The organism is Fictibacillus sp. 7GRE50, from assembly GCF_015903875.1.
Classification (GTDB): domain Bacteria; phylum Bacillota; class Bacilli; order Bacillales; family Fictibacillaceae; genus Fictibacillus; species Fictibacillus phosphorivorans.
On record NZ_JACZDW010000001.1, the window covers coordinates 1222725 to 1240479 of the forward strand.

General features: G+C 41.8%; 15 protein-coding genes. 4 read left to right on the forward strand and 11 right to left on the reverse strand.

Annotated features, from left to right (window positions below; translation table 11 throughout):
- Window positions 1-37: 37 nt before the first annotated feature.
- Complete coding sequence (locus IHV12_RS05980) at window positions 38-2170, reverse strand: (Fe-S)-binding protein (protein ID WP_197190192.1); 2133 nt, start codon at window positions 2168-2170, stop codon at window positions 38-40.
- A gap of 204 nt (window positions 2171-2374) precedes the next feature.
- Between IHV12_RS05980 and cls the strand changes: the two genes are divergently transcribed.
- Complete coding sequence (gene cls / locus IHV12_RS05985; protein ID WP_197190193.1) at window positions 2375-3565, forward strand: cardiolipin synthase; 1191 nt, start codon at window positions 2375-2377, stop codon at window positions 3563-3565.
- 238 nt (window positions 3566-3803) lie between these two features.
- Window positions 3804-4760 (forward strand): UV DNA damage repair endonuclease UvsE, encoded by a 957-nt coding sequence (gene uvsE, locus IHV12_RS05990; RefSeq protein WP_197190194.1) that lies wholly within the window; start codon window positions 3804-3806, stop codon window positions 4758-4760.
- Here uvsE and IHV12_RS05995 read toward each other — a convergent pair.
- From IHV12_RS05995 to IHV12_RS06015, 5 genes are all read right to left on the reverse strand, one after another.
- Complete coding sequence (locus IHV12_RS05995) at window positions 4753-5526, reverse strand: alpha/beta fold hydrolase (RefSeq protein ID WP_197190195.1); 774 nt, start codon at window positions 5524-5526, stop codon at window positions 4753-4755. The genes uvsE and IHV12_RS05995 overlap by 8 nt on opposite strands.
- A gap of 7 nt (window positions 5527-5533) precedes the next feature.
- The gene (locus IHV12_RS06000; RefSeq protein WP_197190196.1) at window positions 5534-5704 is read right to left on the reverse strand and encodes a DUF1427 family protein; all 171 of its coding nucleotides are present in this window, start codon (window positions 5702-5704) and stop codon (window positions 5534-5536) included.
- An 88-nt stretch (window positions 5705-5792) separates the two neighbouring features.
- Window positions 5793-6359, reverse strand: a complete 567-nt coding sequence (locus IHV12_RS06005) for a DinB family protein (RefSeq protein WP_197190197.1) — start codon at window positions 6357-6359, stop codon at window positions 5793-5795.
- Between the two features lie 267 nt (window positions 6360-6626).
- Complete coding sequence (argS, locus tag IHV12_RS06010) at window positions 6627-8297, reverse strand: arginine--tRNA ligase (RefSeq protein WP_197190198.1); 1671 nt, start codon at window positions 8295-8297, stop codon at window positions 6627-6629.
- Window positions 8294-8734 (reverse strand): DUF1934 domain-containing protein, encoded by a 441-nt coding sequence (locus IHV12_RS06015; RefSeq protein WP_197128262.1) that lies wholly within the window; start codon window positions 8732-8734, stop codon window positions 8294-8296. Before IHV12_RS06015 ends, argS begins: the two co-directional genes overlap by 4 nt.
- A 221-nt stretch (window positions 8735-8955) precedes the next feature.
- Between IHV12_RS06015 and IHV12_RS06020 the strand changes: the two genes are divergently transcribed.
- Window positions 8956-9969: an NADP-dependent oxidoreductase gene (locus IHV12_RS06020; protein WP_197190199.1), complete on the forward strand. Its 1014-nt coding sequence runs from the start codon at window positions 8956-8958 to the stop codon at window positions 9967-9969.
- A 254-nt stretch (window positions 9970-10223) separates the two neighbouring features.
- Here IHV12_RS06020 and IHV12_RS06025 read toward each other — a convergent pair whose 3' ends face one another.
- Window positions 10224-11963 (reverse strand): PAS domain S-box protein, encoded by a 1740-nt coding sequence (locus IHV12_RS06025; protein WP_197190200.1) that lies wholly within the window; start codon window positions 11961-11963, stop codon window positions 10224-10226.
- A gap of 229 nt (window positions 11964-12192) precedes the next feature.
- Here IHV12_RS06025 and IHV12_RS06030 point away from each other — a divergent pair, with 229 nt between their 5' ends.
- The gene (locus tag IHV12_RS06030; protein WP_197128259.1) at window positions 12193-12816 is read left to right on the forward strand and encodes an AmiS/UreI family transporter; all 624 of its coding nucleotides are present in this window, start codon (window positions 12193-12195) and stop codon (window positions 12814-12816) included.
- Window positions 12817-13114: 298 nt separating this feature from the next.
- On the opposite strand, the gene speB is transcribed toward IHV12_RS06030, so the two are convergent.
- The 4 genes from speB to IHV12_RS06050 all read right to left on the reverse strand — a co-directional run bounded on the left by speB (window position 13115) and on the right by IHV12_RS06050 (window position 17713).
- Window positions 13115-13987: an agmatinase gene (gene speB, locus IHV12_RS06035; protein WP_197190201.1), complete on the reverse strand. Its 873-nt coding sequence runs from the start codon at window positions 13985-13987 to the stop codon at window positions 13115-13117.
- 312 nt (window positions 13988-14299) lie between these two features.
- A complete protein-coding gene (speE, locus tag IHV12_RS06040; RefSeq protein WP_197190202.1) occupies window positions 14300-15130 on the reverse strand; it encodes a polyamine aminopropyltransferase in 831 nt (276 codons plus the stop codon).
- A 693-nt stretch (window positions 15131-15823) separates the two neighbouring features.
- Entirely contained in the window at window positions 15824-16672 is an 849-nt protein-coding gene (locus IHV12_RS06045) for an alpha/beta fold hydrolase (protein ID WP_197128257.1), read from the reverse strand.
- Window positions 16673-17251: 579 nt separating this feature from the next.
- Window positions 17252-17713: a CarD family transcriptional regulator gene (locus IHV12_RS06050; RefSeq protein ID WP_197133084.1), complete on the reverse strand. Its 462-nt coding sequence runs from the start codon at window positions 17711-17713 to the stop codon at window positions 17252-17254.
- Between the last annotated feature and the right edge of the window lie 42 nt (window positions 17714-17755).

The following is a 17755-nucleotide window of genomic DNA, read 5'->3' on the forward strand; positions in this document are numbered from 1 at the left end:
AACTCATATGCGGGCAGCTTAATCACATGCTCAAAAACTACTGAAGAACTTCTTGTTTCTGTGAGCCAAACATCGATTTTTCTAGGATTTCAACAACATCTAGCGTTTGAACTTGCTCTTCTACTTCTTTCGCTTTCGTTCCGTCACTCAACATCGTTAAGCAATACGGACATCCGCTTCCGATCATGGTTGGATTTACAGCAAGAGCTTGTTCTGTACGCGCAACGTTCACACGAGACCCTGCTTTTTCTTCCATCCACATCATTCCACCACCCGCTCCACAGCACATTCCGTTCTGACGGTTGCGATCCATCTCAACAACCTTCACACCTGGAATTGCTTTTAAAATATCACGAGGTGGTTCATACACTTCGTTATAGCGGCCGAGGTAACAAGAATCGTGATACGTGATCGTTTCATTCACCTCGAACTTCGGCTTGATTCTTCCTTCTTTGATCCAGTCTGCTAAAAGCTCGGTATGGTGATACACTTCTGCTTCTAGGCCAAACTCAGGGTATTCGTTTTTGAACGTGTTATACGCATGCGGGTCGATCGTGATGATTTTCTTAACACCATGCTTTTGGAACAACTCGATGTTCGCATTCGCCATCTCTTGGAATAAAAACTCGTTTCCAAGTCGACGAGGCGTATCACCAGAGTTCTTTTCTTTGTTTCCTAAGATCGCAAACGTGATTCCTGCTTCGTTCATGATCTTCGCTAAAGAAAGTGCGATTTTTTGTGAACGGTTGTCATAAGCACCCATCGAACTTACCCAGAACAGGTACTCAAATTCCTCACCCGCTTTTTCTTTTTCTTTTACAGTAGGAACGTGGATATCTTCTTTCAGCTCGCGCCAGTTCTCGCGTTCCTTTTTCGAGATTCCCCAAGGGTTCCCTTGCTTCTCGATATTTTTAATCGCACGCTGCGCTTCTGCATCCATCTTACCTTCTGTCAGCACAAGATAACGGCGCATGTCGATAATCTTATCTACGTGTTCGTTCATGACTGGACACTGATCTTCACAGTTACGGCAAGTCGTACATGCCCAGATCTCTTCTTCTGTCATAACTTCACCGATCATCTCAACATCATAAGCAAGTGCAGATGATCCATCAGTTGTCGCAGCAGTTTCCTCAGCGCCCTTTCCTCTCGCTTCAAAAGCGATCTGGTTGCCTGTTGTGTTCGAAAAAGCGAACGCTGGCATCCAAGGTGTGCGAGATGTAACCGCCGCTCCTTTTACCGTTAGATGATCACGAAGTTTAACGATCATATCCATCGGCGAAAGCATCTTACCAGTACCTGTTGCCGGACAAACATTCGTACAACGGCCACACTCTACACATGCATAGAGATCTACAAGCTGCTTTTGATTGAAGTCTTCAATCTTATTCACACCGAAAACTTCTTGTGTCTCGTCTTCGAAATTAATCGAAGAAAGCTTTCCTACTTTATCTTTGCGGCCAAGCCAAACGTTTAGTGGACCTGCGATCAAGTGAGCATGCTTTGATTGCGGAACATACACTAAAAACGTTAATAAGAACAATAAATGAATCCACCATGAGATAAAGAATACGACTGCAGCACCTGTTTTTCCTAGGAAACCAAGAGCCATTGCAATTACGGACGCGATAGGCGCCGTCCACTCGTACGGAAGGTCATGCCAGATAATCTCTGCTCCGTTCCCAACTAACACGGAAAGCATCAGGCCCCCGATAAAAAGAAGAACCAAACCAGATTTAAATCCGCGCTTCAATCGAACAAGCTTTTCAACATATCTTCTGTAAAAAGCCCAAACGACTGCAATCATGATCATCGTCGTTACGATTTCTTGGAAAAACGTGAATCCCGGATAAAGCGGGCCTAAAGGCAGATGCGACCCAGGGTTGAGTCCTTTCCATATAAAATCAATCGCTCCGAACTGAACGAGAATGAATCCATAAAAGAACATGATATGGATAATTCCACTCTTCTTATCTTTTAACAGCTTCTTTTGACCAAATACATTCACTAAGACTGCTTTAATTCGTTCTTGAACCGTATGATCAAACTCTACTTTTTTGCCGAGCTTGATGAATTCAAACCTTGTTTTTACGACATAAGCAAATAAAAACAGTGCGTAAGCGGTTACAAAAAGAAATGCAAGCCAGTTTGCTACCATTAAGCCGTCCATCGCTCTCTCTCCCTTCCAATGCTCCTATTCCCTAATTCTTTCTCTTTTAATAATTCTAAATGAAATTAATTTTCTGACTTCATTATAGCATAAAAAAATAAATGAATGAGCATTCAGTCAACATCTGTTAAAAAAATTTTTTTAGTGGTTTCATATGGTGGGGGTATACTATATACAAGTTTGATTTAAAAGGAGGAGATGAACGTGTGGATCGTTTTGGTGATTATAGCCATCTGGATTTTGGCTTGGATCGACTTTTACTTAGGACATAAACAAACGACCGCAAAAGAAGAACCTCCTGTAACTACGACAGGCAATATGCATCTTTTAACAACGGGTTCTCATTTTTTTGATTCACTGTTTCAATACATAGATGAAGCTAGGAGTACGATCTACATACAGTTCTACATATTGCGCGACGACGAACTCGGACAAGAGCTATGCACGAAACTGATCGCTAAAGCACAGCAAGGCTTAGAAGTTAGACTACTGCTTGATTACATGGGAAGTTACGGATTGAAAAAAAAGACCGTTCACGCCCTTAAAGACGCAGGCGTTCATTTTGAATACAGCAACAAGCCTCAATTTCCTTACCTTTTATACCGCATCAATCACCGAAATCATCGTAAGGTTACGATTATCGATTCTAAGATCGGATATATAGGCGGATACAATGTAGGAAATGAATATATGGGCAGAGTCACACGGTTTGGAGATTGGCGCGACTATCATTTAAAATTAAAAGGGTGCGTTGTGAGCGAATTACAACGATTATTTATCGATGATTGGAACGGTTCAACAAATGAAAAGATGACTCATAGCAAGACCCCGTCTCTTCTCAACGAAGAAAGGGCAAGAGAGCTGATGCTTCTTCCTTCAAAAGGGCGTGGAGGTTATCAATTTTTTCTTAAAAAAATAAAACGTGCGAAAAAAAGCATTTTTATAGGTTCGCCTTACTTTATTCCGGGTAAAAAGATGAACAGAGAGCTCTTGTCAGCACTAAATCGCGGGGTAAACGTGAAGCTGCTCGTTCCAATGAACCCCGATCATCCTTTTGTGCAGGAAGCTTCTTATCGTTTCGTCAAACCTCTCTTAGAAGCTGGTGCAGAGATCTATCAGTTTCATGAAGGATTTTATCATTCTAAGATCGTCATGTTTGATGATACGATCTGCGATATTGGTACCGCTAACTTCGATCTGCGCAGCTTTTTTTATAACGATGAACTAAATTGCATCTTTACAGACAAAACAGAGATACAAGCCGTTAAAAAAGTGCTCGATTCAGACCTTGAACGCTCTGAGAAGCTGACGCTAGCACGTTTAAAGAAGACACGAAGTTCTGTTAAAATTCGCTTTAAAGAAGTGGTGGGTTTTGTACTATCGCCTTTTTTATAAATTTAATGGGGATCAGCTCCCTTTTTGTGAACTTTTTGATTCGACATCTCTGATTAGTTGATTGGAGCGTAAGGTGTGAGACTCCTGCGGGATCAGTGGGACAGTTGAGACTCCTAAGGTCGCAAAGCGACGAGGAGGCTCACCGCACACCCCGCGGAAAGCGAAGCACCTGGAGCGGAAATCAACATCCTTCACCAGCACTTATACCAAAAACATACAAAACAACAGGGGGCCAAACATGTTAACATCTTTCGGATTTGTATCTACGGCTCTCAATTTATATGAGGCCTCACCTGCAAAAACAATGACTTTTGCTACTTATCAAAAACGTGATGAAAAAGAACGCAGAGCTCAATTGCTTGCCATCACGAAAAACAATCTACAGCGCACACTGCGCGTTCTTCATTATTGTGTCGCGCACGAGCTTCCTCTTCATCGCATGTCATCCTCCATCGTCCCTTTAGCTACTCATCCTGAAGCAGCTTGGGATTTTTTGAAGGAGACGAAGAAAGAATGTAAAGAGATCGAGAAGCTCGTAAAAAAATATAACATCAGAACGAGCATGCATCCTAATCAGTTCACCCTGTTTACAAGCCCTCGTAAAGAGGTAACCGTAAATGCTGTTAAGGATATGCAATATCATTTTGATCTGCTTAAAGGAATGGGGATCGAGGACCGAAGCTATATCAATATTCATATCGGCGGGGCTTATGGTGATAAGCCGTCTGCTTTAGAACGTTTTTATGAAAATATTAAACTTCTCCCAGCCGATATTAAAGCAAGGATGACGCTTGAAAACGACGATAAAACGTTCACGACCCAAGAGACATTAGAAGTCTGTGAAAATGAAGGAATTCCACTTATGTTTGATTATCATCATTACATGGCGAATCCGGATGACGATGGTTCTCTAGAGGAACTATTGCCTAGGTTCGTGAAAACGTGGGAGAATACAGGTCGACCGCCAAAAGTTCATCTTTCCTCACCAAAAGACGAGAAAGCGTACAGAAGTCACCATGACTTCGTTAGTAAGGACTATGTCCTGCCGTTCTTTAAATTGATGTCCAACTACACAGATGAGCTGGACGTTATGATCGAAGCCAAACAAAAAGACCGCGCTGTTCTTCAGCTTGTGGATGAACTGGAGAAAGTGCGCGGCTTCAAGAGGATGAGCGGTGGAACCATCCTTATGTAAGGCAAGGAATAAATTTTTTAATCTCTGCATTAAAGCTTGCATAATGTTTGATCGGAAGCTGATGCAGCGCTTTGTTTAAGAGAACGATTTTTGCTTTCGGGTGAACATTCCTTGCGTAGATTCTTCTGTAAGGATGCATATATTCCGCTTGTTCCCCGTAAATGAACAACAACGGAAAGCGCCACTCTTTTAGCTGATCCGTACATTGGAAGGAAAGACTTTCTTGGTAGAACCGCTGACACGTTTTAGGATCTGTCTGCTTATGATAAGACAACATTTCTTTTCGATCTTCCACAGAATTTGAGTGTGTGCTGACGAGAATTCGATTGAGTAGGGCTGGTGCATTTTTTGCCAGCCTTATTCCAGTTTGAAACTGCTTTTTCAGTGCGAATGTAGAAACTTGAGAAAAGCCGCCACTCAAAATAAGACCCTTTGTCCGATGTGGATATTTTTGAACAAACGCTTGTGCGACCGAACCACCTGCCGAATACCCACAAATGTACGCCTCTTCTAATAATAAGTGGTCCAATAATGAAGCCACATCATCTGCCAAGTCCCAAATCGTAAACGTTTCTTTGTCTTTACTAGATGAACGACCGTGTCCCCTACAATCAGGAAAGATCGTCTGATAATCGTTCGCTAGTTCTCTTTGATACTTGAACACGAGATGACTCATACCAGGCGGATGTAAAAAAACAATCGGAGCACCGGTTCCTAGCTTTTCATAATAGATTTGCAACTCAGAGGTCAGTCCGGCTAATGCCATGTTCTCCTCACTTTAGAAAAGTACCTGCCATCCAGATGTAAACTTGATAGCCTAAATAGATGCCGATGATGCCCATGATTCCAGGTAATGCGGGTGGTGCCGGAATCGGGAGTTTTAACAGGGCAAAAACAAAGCCTACGAGGGCGCCTGTTATTAGTGATAATACGATCAACTTCATATATGTACCCCCTCTTTCAAACGAGTTTCCAAACCTATCTCTTATTAATATGGCATGTTATCCCTACATTATCCCTTTTTTCGTTGTGTTAGGATTGTGTAGAAGATTTCGCTGCCGCGAGTTCATAATGTTTTTTAATAATACGAATCTGACCGCGATGACTCAGTTCATCTTCAAATACATGAAACCATTTAAAGTAGTTGTTACCGAGCTCATTGCCCCACCACGGTGTTGTTTCATAGAGCCATGAATCTTCAAGCTTTTGAAAATGCTGCAAGGTAATTTCACGAGTCTTTCTTAAATCTTCTAAATAAAATTCTGCTGTATTGCCATGGATGATTGCCGCAGCTTCACCTAGATCGAGTGCAGGCTGGAGTGTTTCTGCATAACGCTCGATCTCCTCCTCTGGCAGATCTTTTCCCTCAAATGTGATAAATTGATAAATCTTTTCTACAGCCACAAGATGAGCGAGCAGCATGCCGATTGAATTCCCTATTCCGTTTATTCGATAATCTAGCTCTTCAACGGATAGATCTTGAACGTCCCAGATCGTCGTTTCCCTCGTGTAGTCCATCATAGAGATCAAGTTTGAAAATTCTTTCGAGTACCCTTCAATTTTTCCGATAACAAAAGGGCTTTTGTTGGATGATGTCATTTTGGGAACCTCCTAAGCAATCATGTGCTTCAATAGAATTCAAGAAAAGCTGTAGAATTCCTTTTTTGTTTTGGATGCGTTCGTGATTCGTTGGTAATTGAGCATAGCTTTGGAATCGCTCACAAACCTCTCGAATCGCTCACAAATCTCTAGAATCGCTCACAAACCCCCTAGAATCGCTCACAAACCTCTATATTTGCCTTCAAATCAAAGAAAACCACTCTCCAAAACACGAAAAAACCTGTCCGCAGACAGGTTTTCTCTATATTACATACGCTCTGGTGCTTCTACACCGATGATGTTCAATGCATTTTCAATCGTTACTTGAGTAGCTTTCATCAACGCGTAGCGCGCTTGTGATTTTGTTTTGTTTTCTGGGTCGAGTACACGCTCTGCGTTATAGAAGCTATGAAGAGCAGATGCGAGCTCAAACACATAGTTCGTTACACGGTGCGTTAAAAGTTTTTCAGCCGCTTCATTAATAACAGCAGGGAATTCTCCGATTTTCTTCAAAAGCTCGAACTCTTTTTCAGAATCGATCTGAGAAAGATCCAGTTCTCCCTCATAAGAAAGACCCATCTCTTCCCCTTGGCGAAGCATGCTGCATACACGTGCGTGTGCGTATTGTACGTAGAATACAGGGTTTTCGTTCGATTTCGAAACTGCTAAGTCCATATCAAAATCAAGATGAGTATCGTTAGAACGCATCGCAAAGAAATAACGAGTCGCGTCGATGCCCACTTCTTCCATCAGTTCACGTAGCGTTACAGCTTTACCCGTACGCTTACTCATACGCACTTTTTCGCCGTTTTGGAACAGAGAAACAAGCTGGATGATCATCACTTCAAGTTGATCTTTTTCATAGCCTAACGCTTGAATTGCCGCTTTCATACGAGGGATGTAACCGTGGTGGTCTGCTCCCCAAATGTTGATCAACTTTTCAAATCCACGCTCAAACTTATCGTTATGGTACGCGATATCTGGCGTTAAATATGTGTAAGATCCGTCGTTCTTGATAAGTACACGGTTCTTGTCATCATCATAATCTGTCGTACGGAACCAAGTCGCGCCTTCTTCTTCATACACGACACCTTTAGCTTTTAACTTCTCTAGTGCTGCATCAATTTTTCCGTTTTGATAGAGTGAAGTCTCAGAAAACCACACATCAAAATCTACACGGAATTCAGCGAGATCAGCTTTTAGTTTTTCAAGCTCTCGTGTAAGACCGTATTCACGGAAAAAGCTCACACGCTCGCTCTCTTCTTTTTCTAACCAAGAATCGCCATACTCTTCGGCTAGATCTTTACCAAATTCGATAATATCCGCTCCGTGGTAACCATCTTCTGGCATCTCTTTATCCTTGCCTAGCGCTTGGAAGTAACGAGCTTCGATCGACGTAGCTAAGTTGTTGATCTGATTCCCTGCATCGTTGATGTAGAACTCACGAGAAACGTTATAGCCTGCATAGTCTAGAATATTACAGATCGTATCACCAACAGCCGCACCACGTGCATGTCCTAAGTGAAGCGTTCCTGTAGGGTTCGCAGATACGAACTCGACTTGTACTTTTTTACCGCCGCCATGCTCCGTACGTCCGTAATCCTTGCCCGCTTTTAGAACAGTTGGTACAAGCTCTGTTAAATATGAGTTATCCATGTAAAAGTTAATGAAACCAGGACCTGCGATCTCAACTTTTGCGATAGATGCTTTACTTTTATCAAAATTTGCTACAAGATCGTCTGCGATCATGCGAGGGGCTTTTTTAGCAACACGCGCTAATTGCATCGCCATGTTCGTCGCGAAGTCACCATTCGCTTTATCTTTTGGTACTTCAAGAACGACTGCAGGCAGTTCTTCTTTTTTAGCGAGTCCCGCTTTTACGACCGCTTCTTCGATCTCTTCTTTTAACAGCTGCTTGACTTGGTCAAGGATATTCATGCTTTTGCCTCCTGAAAATTAATCTTGATTCGATGTGTTCCTGTATGTTCACCCTGCAGAACCAGTTCATAAGCGAGATTAAGATCCCCCGTCTGTTTTTGCTGATTCCAGCGGAAATTCATTTCATGTGTAGTCGTTTCCATCCAAAGCTGGCCATACGGGCTGTCGTACATGCCTTTTGTAGTCTGGCCTATTAAATATTTCTGTTTCATAGATACACTGCCTGAGCGGATAATCAGAATACCAGCGTGCGTTATCTTAATCACATTATTGACAGAACCTGCACCTTCTATCTCTTCCTTATATTGAAGATAGGTGACGTCCCCACGTTTATAGAGCTTACCTTCTGTCTCGGTGAAATGTTTCTCTTGTTCACCGCTGAAATGTACTTCTGAACTTATCGAAAGCGCAACAGACAATTCCGTATCTTGATCCATGCGAACAACACTTCCTTTTTTGATGTACCTCTTTAACTTACCTATTATAAAAGATTTCACTGCTTCCCTTCAACCTTATGGGTGTCTTTTTAAAAATTCATGGTTCTAATAGGTAAATATATCCTAAAAACACGTTTTCATGAGTGGATGATTTGGAATGAGGGTCGTTAATGACGTATTATACACTCGAGAAGATGAAATAGAAATGAGGAGGATTTTAAATGAACAACGAAAGAATTTTACTTGTGAATCGTCCAAAAGGCGCGCCGCAAAAGAGTGATTTTCGCTTTGAGGAGACTTCGACCCCTGCTCTTGAAAGTAATCAGGTACTTTTAAAAACGATTTATCTATCTGTAGATCCGTACATGAGAGGACGCATGAGCGACCGAAAATCATACGTGCCTCCATTTCAGTTAAACGAACCAATCTCTGGTGGAATTGTCGGACAAGTTGTTGAATCTCGTTCGGGTGAACTAGCAGAAGGCGATTTCGTGATCGGTAACTTAGCGTGGCAAAAATATAATGTAGCGAGTGATGCTGAAGTACGTAAATTAGACCCATCTCTTGCTCCACTTACTGCAAACCTTGGTGTGTTAGGCATGACTGGTTTAACAGCTTACTTCGGTTTACTGGATATCGGAAACCCTCAAGAAGGCGAAACGGTTGTTGTCAGCGGCGCAGCTGGAGCTGTTGGTACGATCGTTGGTCAAATCGCCAAGATCAAGGGTGCTCGTGTTGTCGGAATCGCAGGTTCAGATGAAAAGATCTCTTACTTAAAAGACGAACTAGGCTTTGATGCTGCGATCAACTACAAGACGGAAAATGTATATGAAGCACTAAAAGCTGCTTGCCCAGACGGCGTTGATGTATATTTTGATAACGTCGGCGGTGAAATCTCTGATAGCGTACTCGCATTGATCAACAAAGGCGCTCGTATTCCGGTTTGTGGCCAGATCGCCCTTTACAACCTTGAAAAAGTAGATGTTGGTCCACGTATGCAAAGTCAAATTCTGATCAACAGTGCGCTGATGAAAGGATTTATCGTTAGCGATTATGCGGCTCATTTTGAAGAAGGTGCGATCGAACTTGCTAAATGGGTAAAAGAAGGCAAAATTTCTTATAGCGAAAACATCGTAGAGGGATTTGAAAATACGATTGATGCATTCTTAGGTCTGTTTTCTGGTGAAAACACAGGAAAGCAGCTAGTAAAAGTAGCTGAGCCGGAGAATGTGTAACAACAGGGAATAAATCAGGGAGCTTTTCACTCAAAAAGAAGTGAAAAGCTTCTTTTTAATGTAGTTGGGGAGAAGTCGTTCCAAAGAATTCGAGAAAATATAGAGATAATACGGCGTAAATCTAATATATTTTGGCGAGTTTCAACCTTAATACGGCAACTTTTTAAGATATATCGGCGAGTTTACAAAAAGCGACAAAGCCACTCGAAAAAAACTTGAACTGAAAACATCACCATCAGCTCAAGTTCATTACATTACACAGGCAATACCATGCTAGCCGTGGTTCCCTTGCCTTCTATGCTACTAAACCGGAGTTCACCGTTATGCTCTTTCATGATCTTAGAGCTGATCATCAGACCGAGCCCTGTCCCTTTTTCTTTTGTCGTATAAAAAGGTTCACACATTTTCTCGATTCGATTTTTCGGAATTCCACAACCCTGATCTTTGACGGATATATGAATCTGGCTATCCATCATTTGAGCTTGAATCGTGATCTCGCCGCCATCACCCATCGAATCGATCGCATTTTTCAATAAGTTGATCAGCACTTGTTTCAGCTCATTTTCCTCCGCATGTATATGAGGCATAACATCAGGGATCCTCGTATTGATCTGTATATTTTGGACGATTGCTTCAGGCTGTAGAAGGGTTTCTACAAATTCGATGATTTCTTTTAAACACGTCTTCTTATATGTTCGAACTTGGGGTTTTGCCAACAATAACAGCTGCCCCATGATCTGATCGATGCGGTTCAGTTCTTTATCCATGATGCTGTAGTAGTTGGATGGATCGATCTCTTGGCTTTCTTGTAAAAATTGAATGAACCCTTTTAATGAGGTGAGCGGATTTCGTATCTCATGAGCAACGGATGCCGCAAGCTGTCCAACGATTGAAAGCTTGTCGGATTGACGAAGCAAGTCTTCTGATTTTTTTCGATCAGAGATATCACGCGTAACCCCAATGATCTCTACGACTTTACCTGTGTCATCTGTGATGCTTTTACATGAAGTTTCGAGCCACACATAGTGCCCGTCTTTATGCTGTAGTCGAAAAGGAACGGTTTTCGTGCACGGTCCTGAGATTAAATCTTCATGAGCTTTTCTTGAGATCTCTTCGTCATCCGGATGAAGCATTCCATAGCCTGTATCTCCTAAAATCTCTTCAGGTCTTTTTCCTAATAACGCAAACGATGCAGGTGAAATGTACGTAAATGAACCATCTGCTTTATGTGTTGTGATCATATCCATCGCGTTTTCAGCCAAAAGCCTATATCTCGCTTCACTCTCTTCTAACAGCTGTCGGGACTCAATCTTTTCCGTAACCTCCCGGCCGAATACAAGCAAATTCTTTCGAGTTCCATTTGGATGAAACACTGGAATTTTGTATACATCAAAAAATCGTGTACCGCCGTCTCGCGCAGGCACGAACTCTTCACATCGAACAATTTCTTTCGCCTGCCACACTTGTTCATCTGTCTCGATACAATATTGAAAGACTTCACGAAAGTTAGGCGTGATCTCTGCTAAGTCAGCATCGGTCTTACCAGTAAAATCAAACCCCGGCAGTTCAAAAAGCTCACCTACAAATTCATTCGCAAACACAAAACGCCCATCTCCATCTTTTATCCCGATAAAATCCGGAACGATGTTCATTAACGTTTTCATAAGAGGCTCCTGACAAGAATGAACGACAGCGGGCAGTTCTTTCAAGATATAATAGCGGAACGGACTTTCAGCAAACGGCAAAAACCCTTCACTCACTTTTACCGAAATAAATCCATTTACAGCAAGCAATGTTCCTTCGTCACCATCTGAATGACGTAAAAGGATTTCATCCATCGACTTTCCTGTTTCAAAAGCTGCCTGATCTGTCAGATCCAAATAATGTTGATTCACTCCTGTTATTTCTTCATTCTGATCCACAACCACTACGGCATCAGAAAGCTGATCGATGAACGTTTGAAAATACTCCATCTCTTTTGAAATCGCTGTCATTCTATTTGTCCCCCCCTTTATCCATCTAATTCTCTACTGTAACTATAGCAAAAAAGACTTAATGTTATAACAAATTTCGACAAATTTAGCTAAGAACAGTTTAAGTCAGTTCCTTCCTACTATTTTTCTTCAGATTTCCATTGCTTTACACTTAAGAATTTACTATATTTGATTAATGTAAGAGGTCTGACCTCTAAAAACTATCTTATAGAGTAATGAGGGAATAATTATGGGTGCTATAGGTTTGCTGTTCTCAGGTGGAGCTTTATTCTTAAACAGCTTAATGTTGCTCGGAAAAGCTGAAGAAAAAAGTGTCGCGTTTTTTAATATATTAGTCGGATTACTTCAAGTCATCACACCGATCTATCTCATCATCACGTCTGATGGATCAAACTGGTCGATGTTCAATAACGGTGCTGTTTTCTTGTTTGGGTTCACATACCTTTATCTAGGCGTGACGATTCTAAAAGGATTCGATTCCAGCGGCCTTGGTTGGTACTCCTTGTGGGTATCGATGATGGCTATCGTTTATGCACTTGTGTTTTACGTTCAAGAAAATGACGTAGTCAATGCCCTTACGTGGGTGTTGTGGGCGTTCCTTTGGTTTCTGTTCTTCTTGTCGTCCGCACTTAAAAAACCATACGAAAACTATATCGGAAGAGTCGCTTTCGTTCAGTCTTGGGTAACATTAACGCTACCTTCCCTATTCATGTTGCTTGATCTATGGCAAAACGCCAAGCTTCAAGAAATCTGGACATATGTATGCATCGGATCAATGGTTTATTTCGTGGTAGAAGCGATTTTGTTTGCAAAATACATCAAAAAAGAAAAATTAGTTGAAGAATTAGCTTAACATTCGCCGGTCTCGATGATTCGAGGCCGGTTTTCTTATGTTTGGGCTCTGTTGCATGTTGTGTGATGGGGGTGGCGGATGGCAATTAAGTCGGTTTGATGAGTATTAAGTCGGAGTGTGGTTCAATTAAGTCTAATTCGAAAAAATTAAGTCAAAATTCATATCAATTAAGTCTAATTCAGCAAATAAAGGCCATTCGACACAGCTCGACACTCACCCACGTCTAAAATTCACACCTAATAAAAAACCCTGTTCGACGGCTGCAAACAACAGCCTTCAAACAGGGTCTACAATTCAATTATTTTACCCAGCCTAACAAAATTTCACGAAGGAATTTGCTAGCTGCAATAGGTGTTTGCTCGGAGTGGTCATAAACGGGAGCTACTTCTACTAAGTCTGCTCCGATTACGTTGATGTCCGCTTTTGCGATCAACTGAATCGCTTCAAGAAGCTCTTTTGAAGTGATTCCGCCGGCTTCTGCTGTTCCTGTTCCTGGAGCTGCAGACGGATCTAACACATCGATATCGATGGTAACGTACACGTTACGTCCCTTTAATGTTGGAAGAACTTCTTTTAAAGGCTCAGCTACATCGAATTTGTACATGTGCATACCGCTCGTTTTTGCGAATTCGAATTCTTCACGCATACCAGAGCGGATTCCGAACGAATACACGTTTTCCGCGCCGATCAGATTGCAAACTTTACGGATCGGTGTTGAGTGAGAAAGAACTTCTCCCTCATACTGCTCACGAAGGTCAGCATGTGCATCGATATGAATCACGACATAGTCATCATACTTTTGCTTCAATGCTTTAAATACCGGCCAAGTCACAAGGTGCTCTCCACCCATTCCAAGCGGAAACTTGTTGTCAGCGAGTAACGTTGAAACGTACTCTTCGATCATATCAAGTGAACGCTGAGGATTTCCGAACGGTAACGGGATGTCTCCCGCATCAAAATAGTTCACTTCTTCAAGGTGCTTGTCCATGTATGGGCTGTACTCTTCAAGACCAAGAGATGCCTCACGAATACGAGCAGGGCCAAAACGGCTACCCGGACGGAATGAAACCGTCCAATCCATCGGCATGCCGTAAAGAACAGCATCAGCCGTCTTATAATCAGGCTTACTTAAAATAAACACATTTCCAGAATAAGCTTCGTCAAAACGCATGATTTTACACTCCTTATGTAAAATACGGGACCGTCGCGAAAGTAAGATACAACTCACTTTTGACGGCCCCTATTTTTCTTATTTTTTTACTGTTTTCGTTGATTGTTGCTGCGCGCTTCCTTTTCGCCAAAAGAAGCTTCATCGAAAAGTGATTGGAGTGTAAGATGCGAGACTCCTGCGGGACAGGCGGGCAGGTGAGACACTTAAGAGTGAAACGTTGCGAATGTGGCTCACCGCCTGCCCCGCGGAAAGCGAAGCATCTGAAACGGAAATCAATCACTTTCAAAAGCAACAAAGCTTATGATTACAGATTTACTTTTTAATCAAATCACTCACAAACTTCGGCAACGCGAACGCAGCTGTGTGAAGTTGCGGAGTCCAATATTTCGTTTCGATATCGTGGAAACGCTCAGCCGGTACTTCTAGTGGATCGTGCTTCTTAGATCCGATCGTGAACGTCCAAAGTCCGCTTGGGTAAGTTGGGATGTTCGCTGTGTAAAGACGCGTGATCGGGAAGATCTCACTAACGTCACTGAACACTTGAGAGATCAACTCAGGCGTAAACCATGGGTTGTCCGTTTGTGCAACAAAGATTCCGTCTTCTTTTAAAGCTTTAGAGATTCCTTCATAGAAACCTTTTTCAAAAAGCTTAGCAGCTGGTCCCACTGGCTCAGTTGAGTCAACCATGATTACATCATACTCATTTTCGCTCGTTGCAATGTGCATGAATCCGTCATCTACTTTTACTTCAACGCGTGGGTTCTCTAGGTCCCCAGCGATTTCAGGCAGATATTGCTTAGAATACTCGATTACTTTTCCATCGATCTCAACAAGAACGGCTTTTTCAACAGATGGGTGCTTTAGCACTTCACGGATTACTCCACCGTCTCCGCCGCCTACAACTAAAACGTTCTTCGGGTTAGGGTGCGTGAAAAGAGGTACGTGTGCTACCATCTCGTGGTAAACGAACTCGTCTTTTTGTGTAGTCATAACCATGCCATCAAGGATCAGCATGTTTCCGAACTCTTCTGTTTCTACCATATCTAGCTTTTGGAATTCTGTTTGCTCAGATACGTACGTTTTGTTAATTTTCATCGTAATTCCGAAATTTTCCGTTTGTTTTTCAGTAAACCAAATACTCATGTTGGTCTCACTCCTACTATATATTTTGAAATGCCAGGCATCGTTGTTTCGAGATTTTACAAACAAAATGATTATAGCATTCTGGGACCTAAGATTCCAATTCAATTTTTGTAAGAATGCAGCTATTTTCAAATAACCACTTCTTATCCATACCACATTCCTGTTTTCTTAATCTTCAACCAATAAAAATAGTTCGATTACCCTGTTTCTTTAGGCTGACTATTCTGACTATTAAAGTGGTATAATGAAAATAGCGTTCAGAAGGACAGACGGTCGGCGCATTCCCTTTTTTAAACTGAAGCTGGACATCTTGCGGGTATCCGCAGCTTACAGTTAAGGGGGGTGATGCCTCTGACGATCTTTGAGGCGTTGATGTTCGCGGTCGCTTTCAGCTCGCTTATCGTTACTGTCCTTACGTCTAAAAATAAATAGGCCTCTGTCACACGTGTAAAAGCACCGGCTTTTCGTTCCAGAAAATCCGGCCTCGCTTTACCGACTCGTGTGTCCCTTCTGGCGCCCCATTCGTCCGTGTTTCGTGCACGGGCGAATTTTTGCTATAATAACCGGAATTTTGATCATATATCGGAGAGTTGACAAAATTGACTCCATTACCCAACTCTATCACCCTGACAAACAGCACTACTCAAAAATAAAAAAACCATGAGCAGCCTTCCCGCTCATGGTCTATAACCCTTACTTTCCTACAGAACTATTCCTTACAATCGCTTCTATAATAATCTGCCAATCGTCTGTATGCAGCTCATGTCCAGACCCTTCGAGCGTGATGAGTTCAGCATGCGGAATCGCCCTCGCAAGCGCTTGACCGTGTTCGAACGGAAGTGCCGGATCTTCATTTCCATGAAGAATGATTGTCGGAACTCCAATTTCACTCATACGATCCAAATACTCTTCACCGCCACCTAGATACATATAATTAAATCTGCTTTGAATCTGTTTGGCACGCGTGTATTCTCTTTCTGCCAATGCGTACATTCTTTCCTTTTCAAAAGGCTTGGATCCTGAAAGGACTGCCCATCCCTCTGCTAAATAAGCAACAGACGCCTCTTGGTCAGACCAATCAATAGAAGCACTTTTTCCATGGAAATCTAAAATTTTCTGATCCATTTGAGGCAGCTCAGCTTGCTCTGAACCGAAAACACTTGACCCAAGAATCGTCAAGCTAAGCACACGTTCAGGATGCTTAATCGCCATAATCTGCCCGATCATTCCTCCGAGAGACATCCCCATGATATTCACTTTCTCTATGGAATAGGCATCTAGAATTCCAAACGCATCATCAGCAAGGTCCGTAATCGTATAGTTTGATGTTCCAGGTTCATAGACGACGGATTGGCCGAGATCACGGTGATCATACCGAATCACATATCTTCCGGCTGCTGCAAGACGCTCACAAAACTCTGAATCCCACCAATCGAGCGAAGACATTGCACCCATAATGAGAAGAACAGCAGGATCGCTAGGGTTACCGAAGCTTTCTGTGTTTATATCCACCTTATTTGTTTGTAAAAGTTGTTGTTTCATTATTGTTTCCTCCGTGATTTTATTTTTTGCCTTGTGAAAAGCGCAGAGCAATAAGTACTCAACGGAGTCATCTTGGCCTGCACTTGTCATTATCGAAGTTTGATCCATTTAATGATCATGACGCGTCGGCCTCCTTCTTTTATTTAGTGGTATTAAAACCTTGTTTATTTTAACATAATTTTCTGAACTTTTTAACCGAAATAAAAAAAGCAACCCGCTTCTACCACTCTCGGCTGCTTTTCCCATTTTACATTCAATTAACAGTACTAGTGGAGGTGGATAAGTAAATCTTCTACAAAATAGTCACTGAGGTATACCTAAAACAATGGAAGCCCTACCTCTCTTCCATCCTTACGGCTCCTTGTCCGTGCCAGTGTGAATCAGTATTACTACGATCAAGTGATTATTGATAGAAATTTTTCAAAAAACTTTATAAGGTTATAGAGGAAAGTAAATAGATAATCAAGGATTAGATTGTTGTAGAAATTATGAGGTTACTATAAGTAAGTTTAAGAAGTGTATGTTTCTGAAACGACTTTTTATGAGATGTTATTAACACCTCATATATTTTGTTAAACCTTAACAGAAACTTTTAATTTGGTTTTCAGTGATCCCTTCGATTACTTCCAGTTCACTGATTAAAAATCCATATGCACTTTCCAACATCTTTTTTTCGCTTGCATTCAGTGTCTTTTCTTTCTTCATACGCATTAAATCACGTACAACTTCAGCACCATCGCGTATTTCACCCGTTTTTAGCTTGTCCGTGTTAACTTTATATCTTTCTTTCCACGTCAGTAATGTTTCCGATTCTCCATGCTGAAAATCGTGCATAATCTGCTTCAATGCTAGGAGTTCTGTAACAGGACGTATCCTAGAATTCATAATTTTACACGCAGGAATCATAACTTGCATATTACTAACTGACATTTTTATAACATAATACTGTTGTTTTTCGTCGGGGAATTCTTTTTCTTCTATGGCTTCAATTACACCTACTCCATGCATTGGATACACAATGTTATCGCCAATTTGAAACAAATACTCCACCTCCAGATTTGCTAACCTTCTAAGAGTACCACA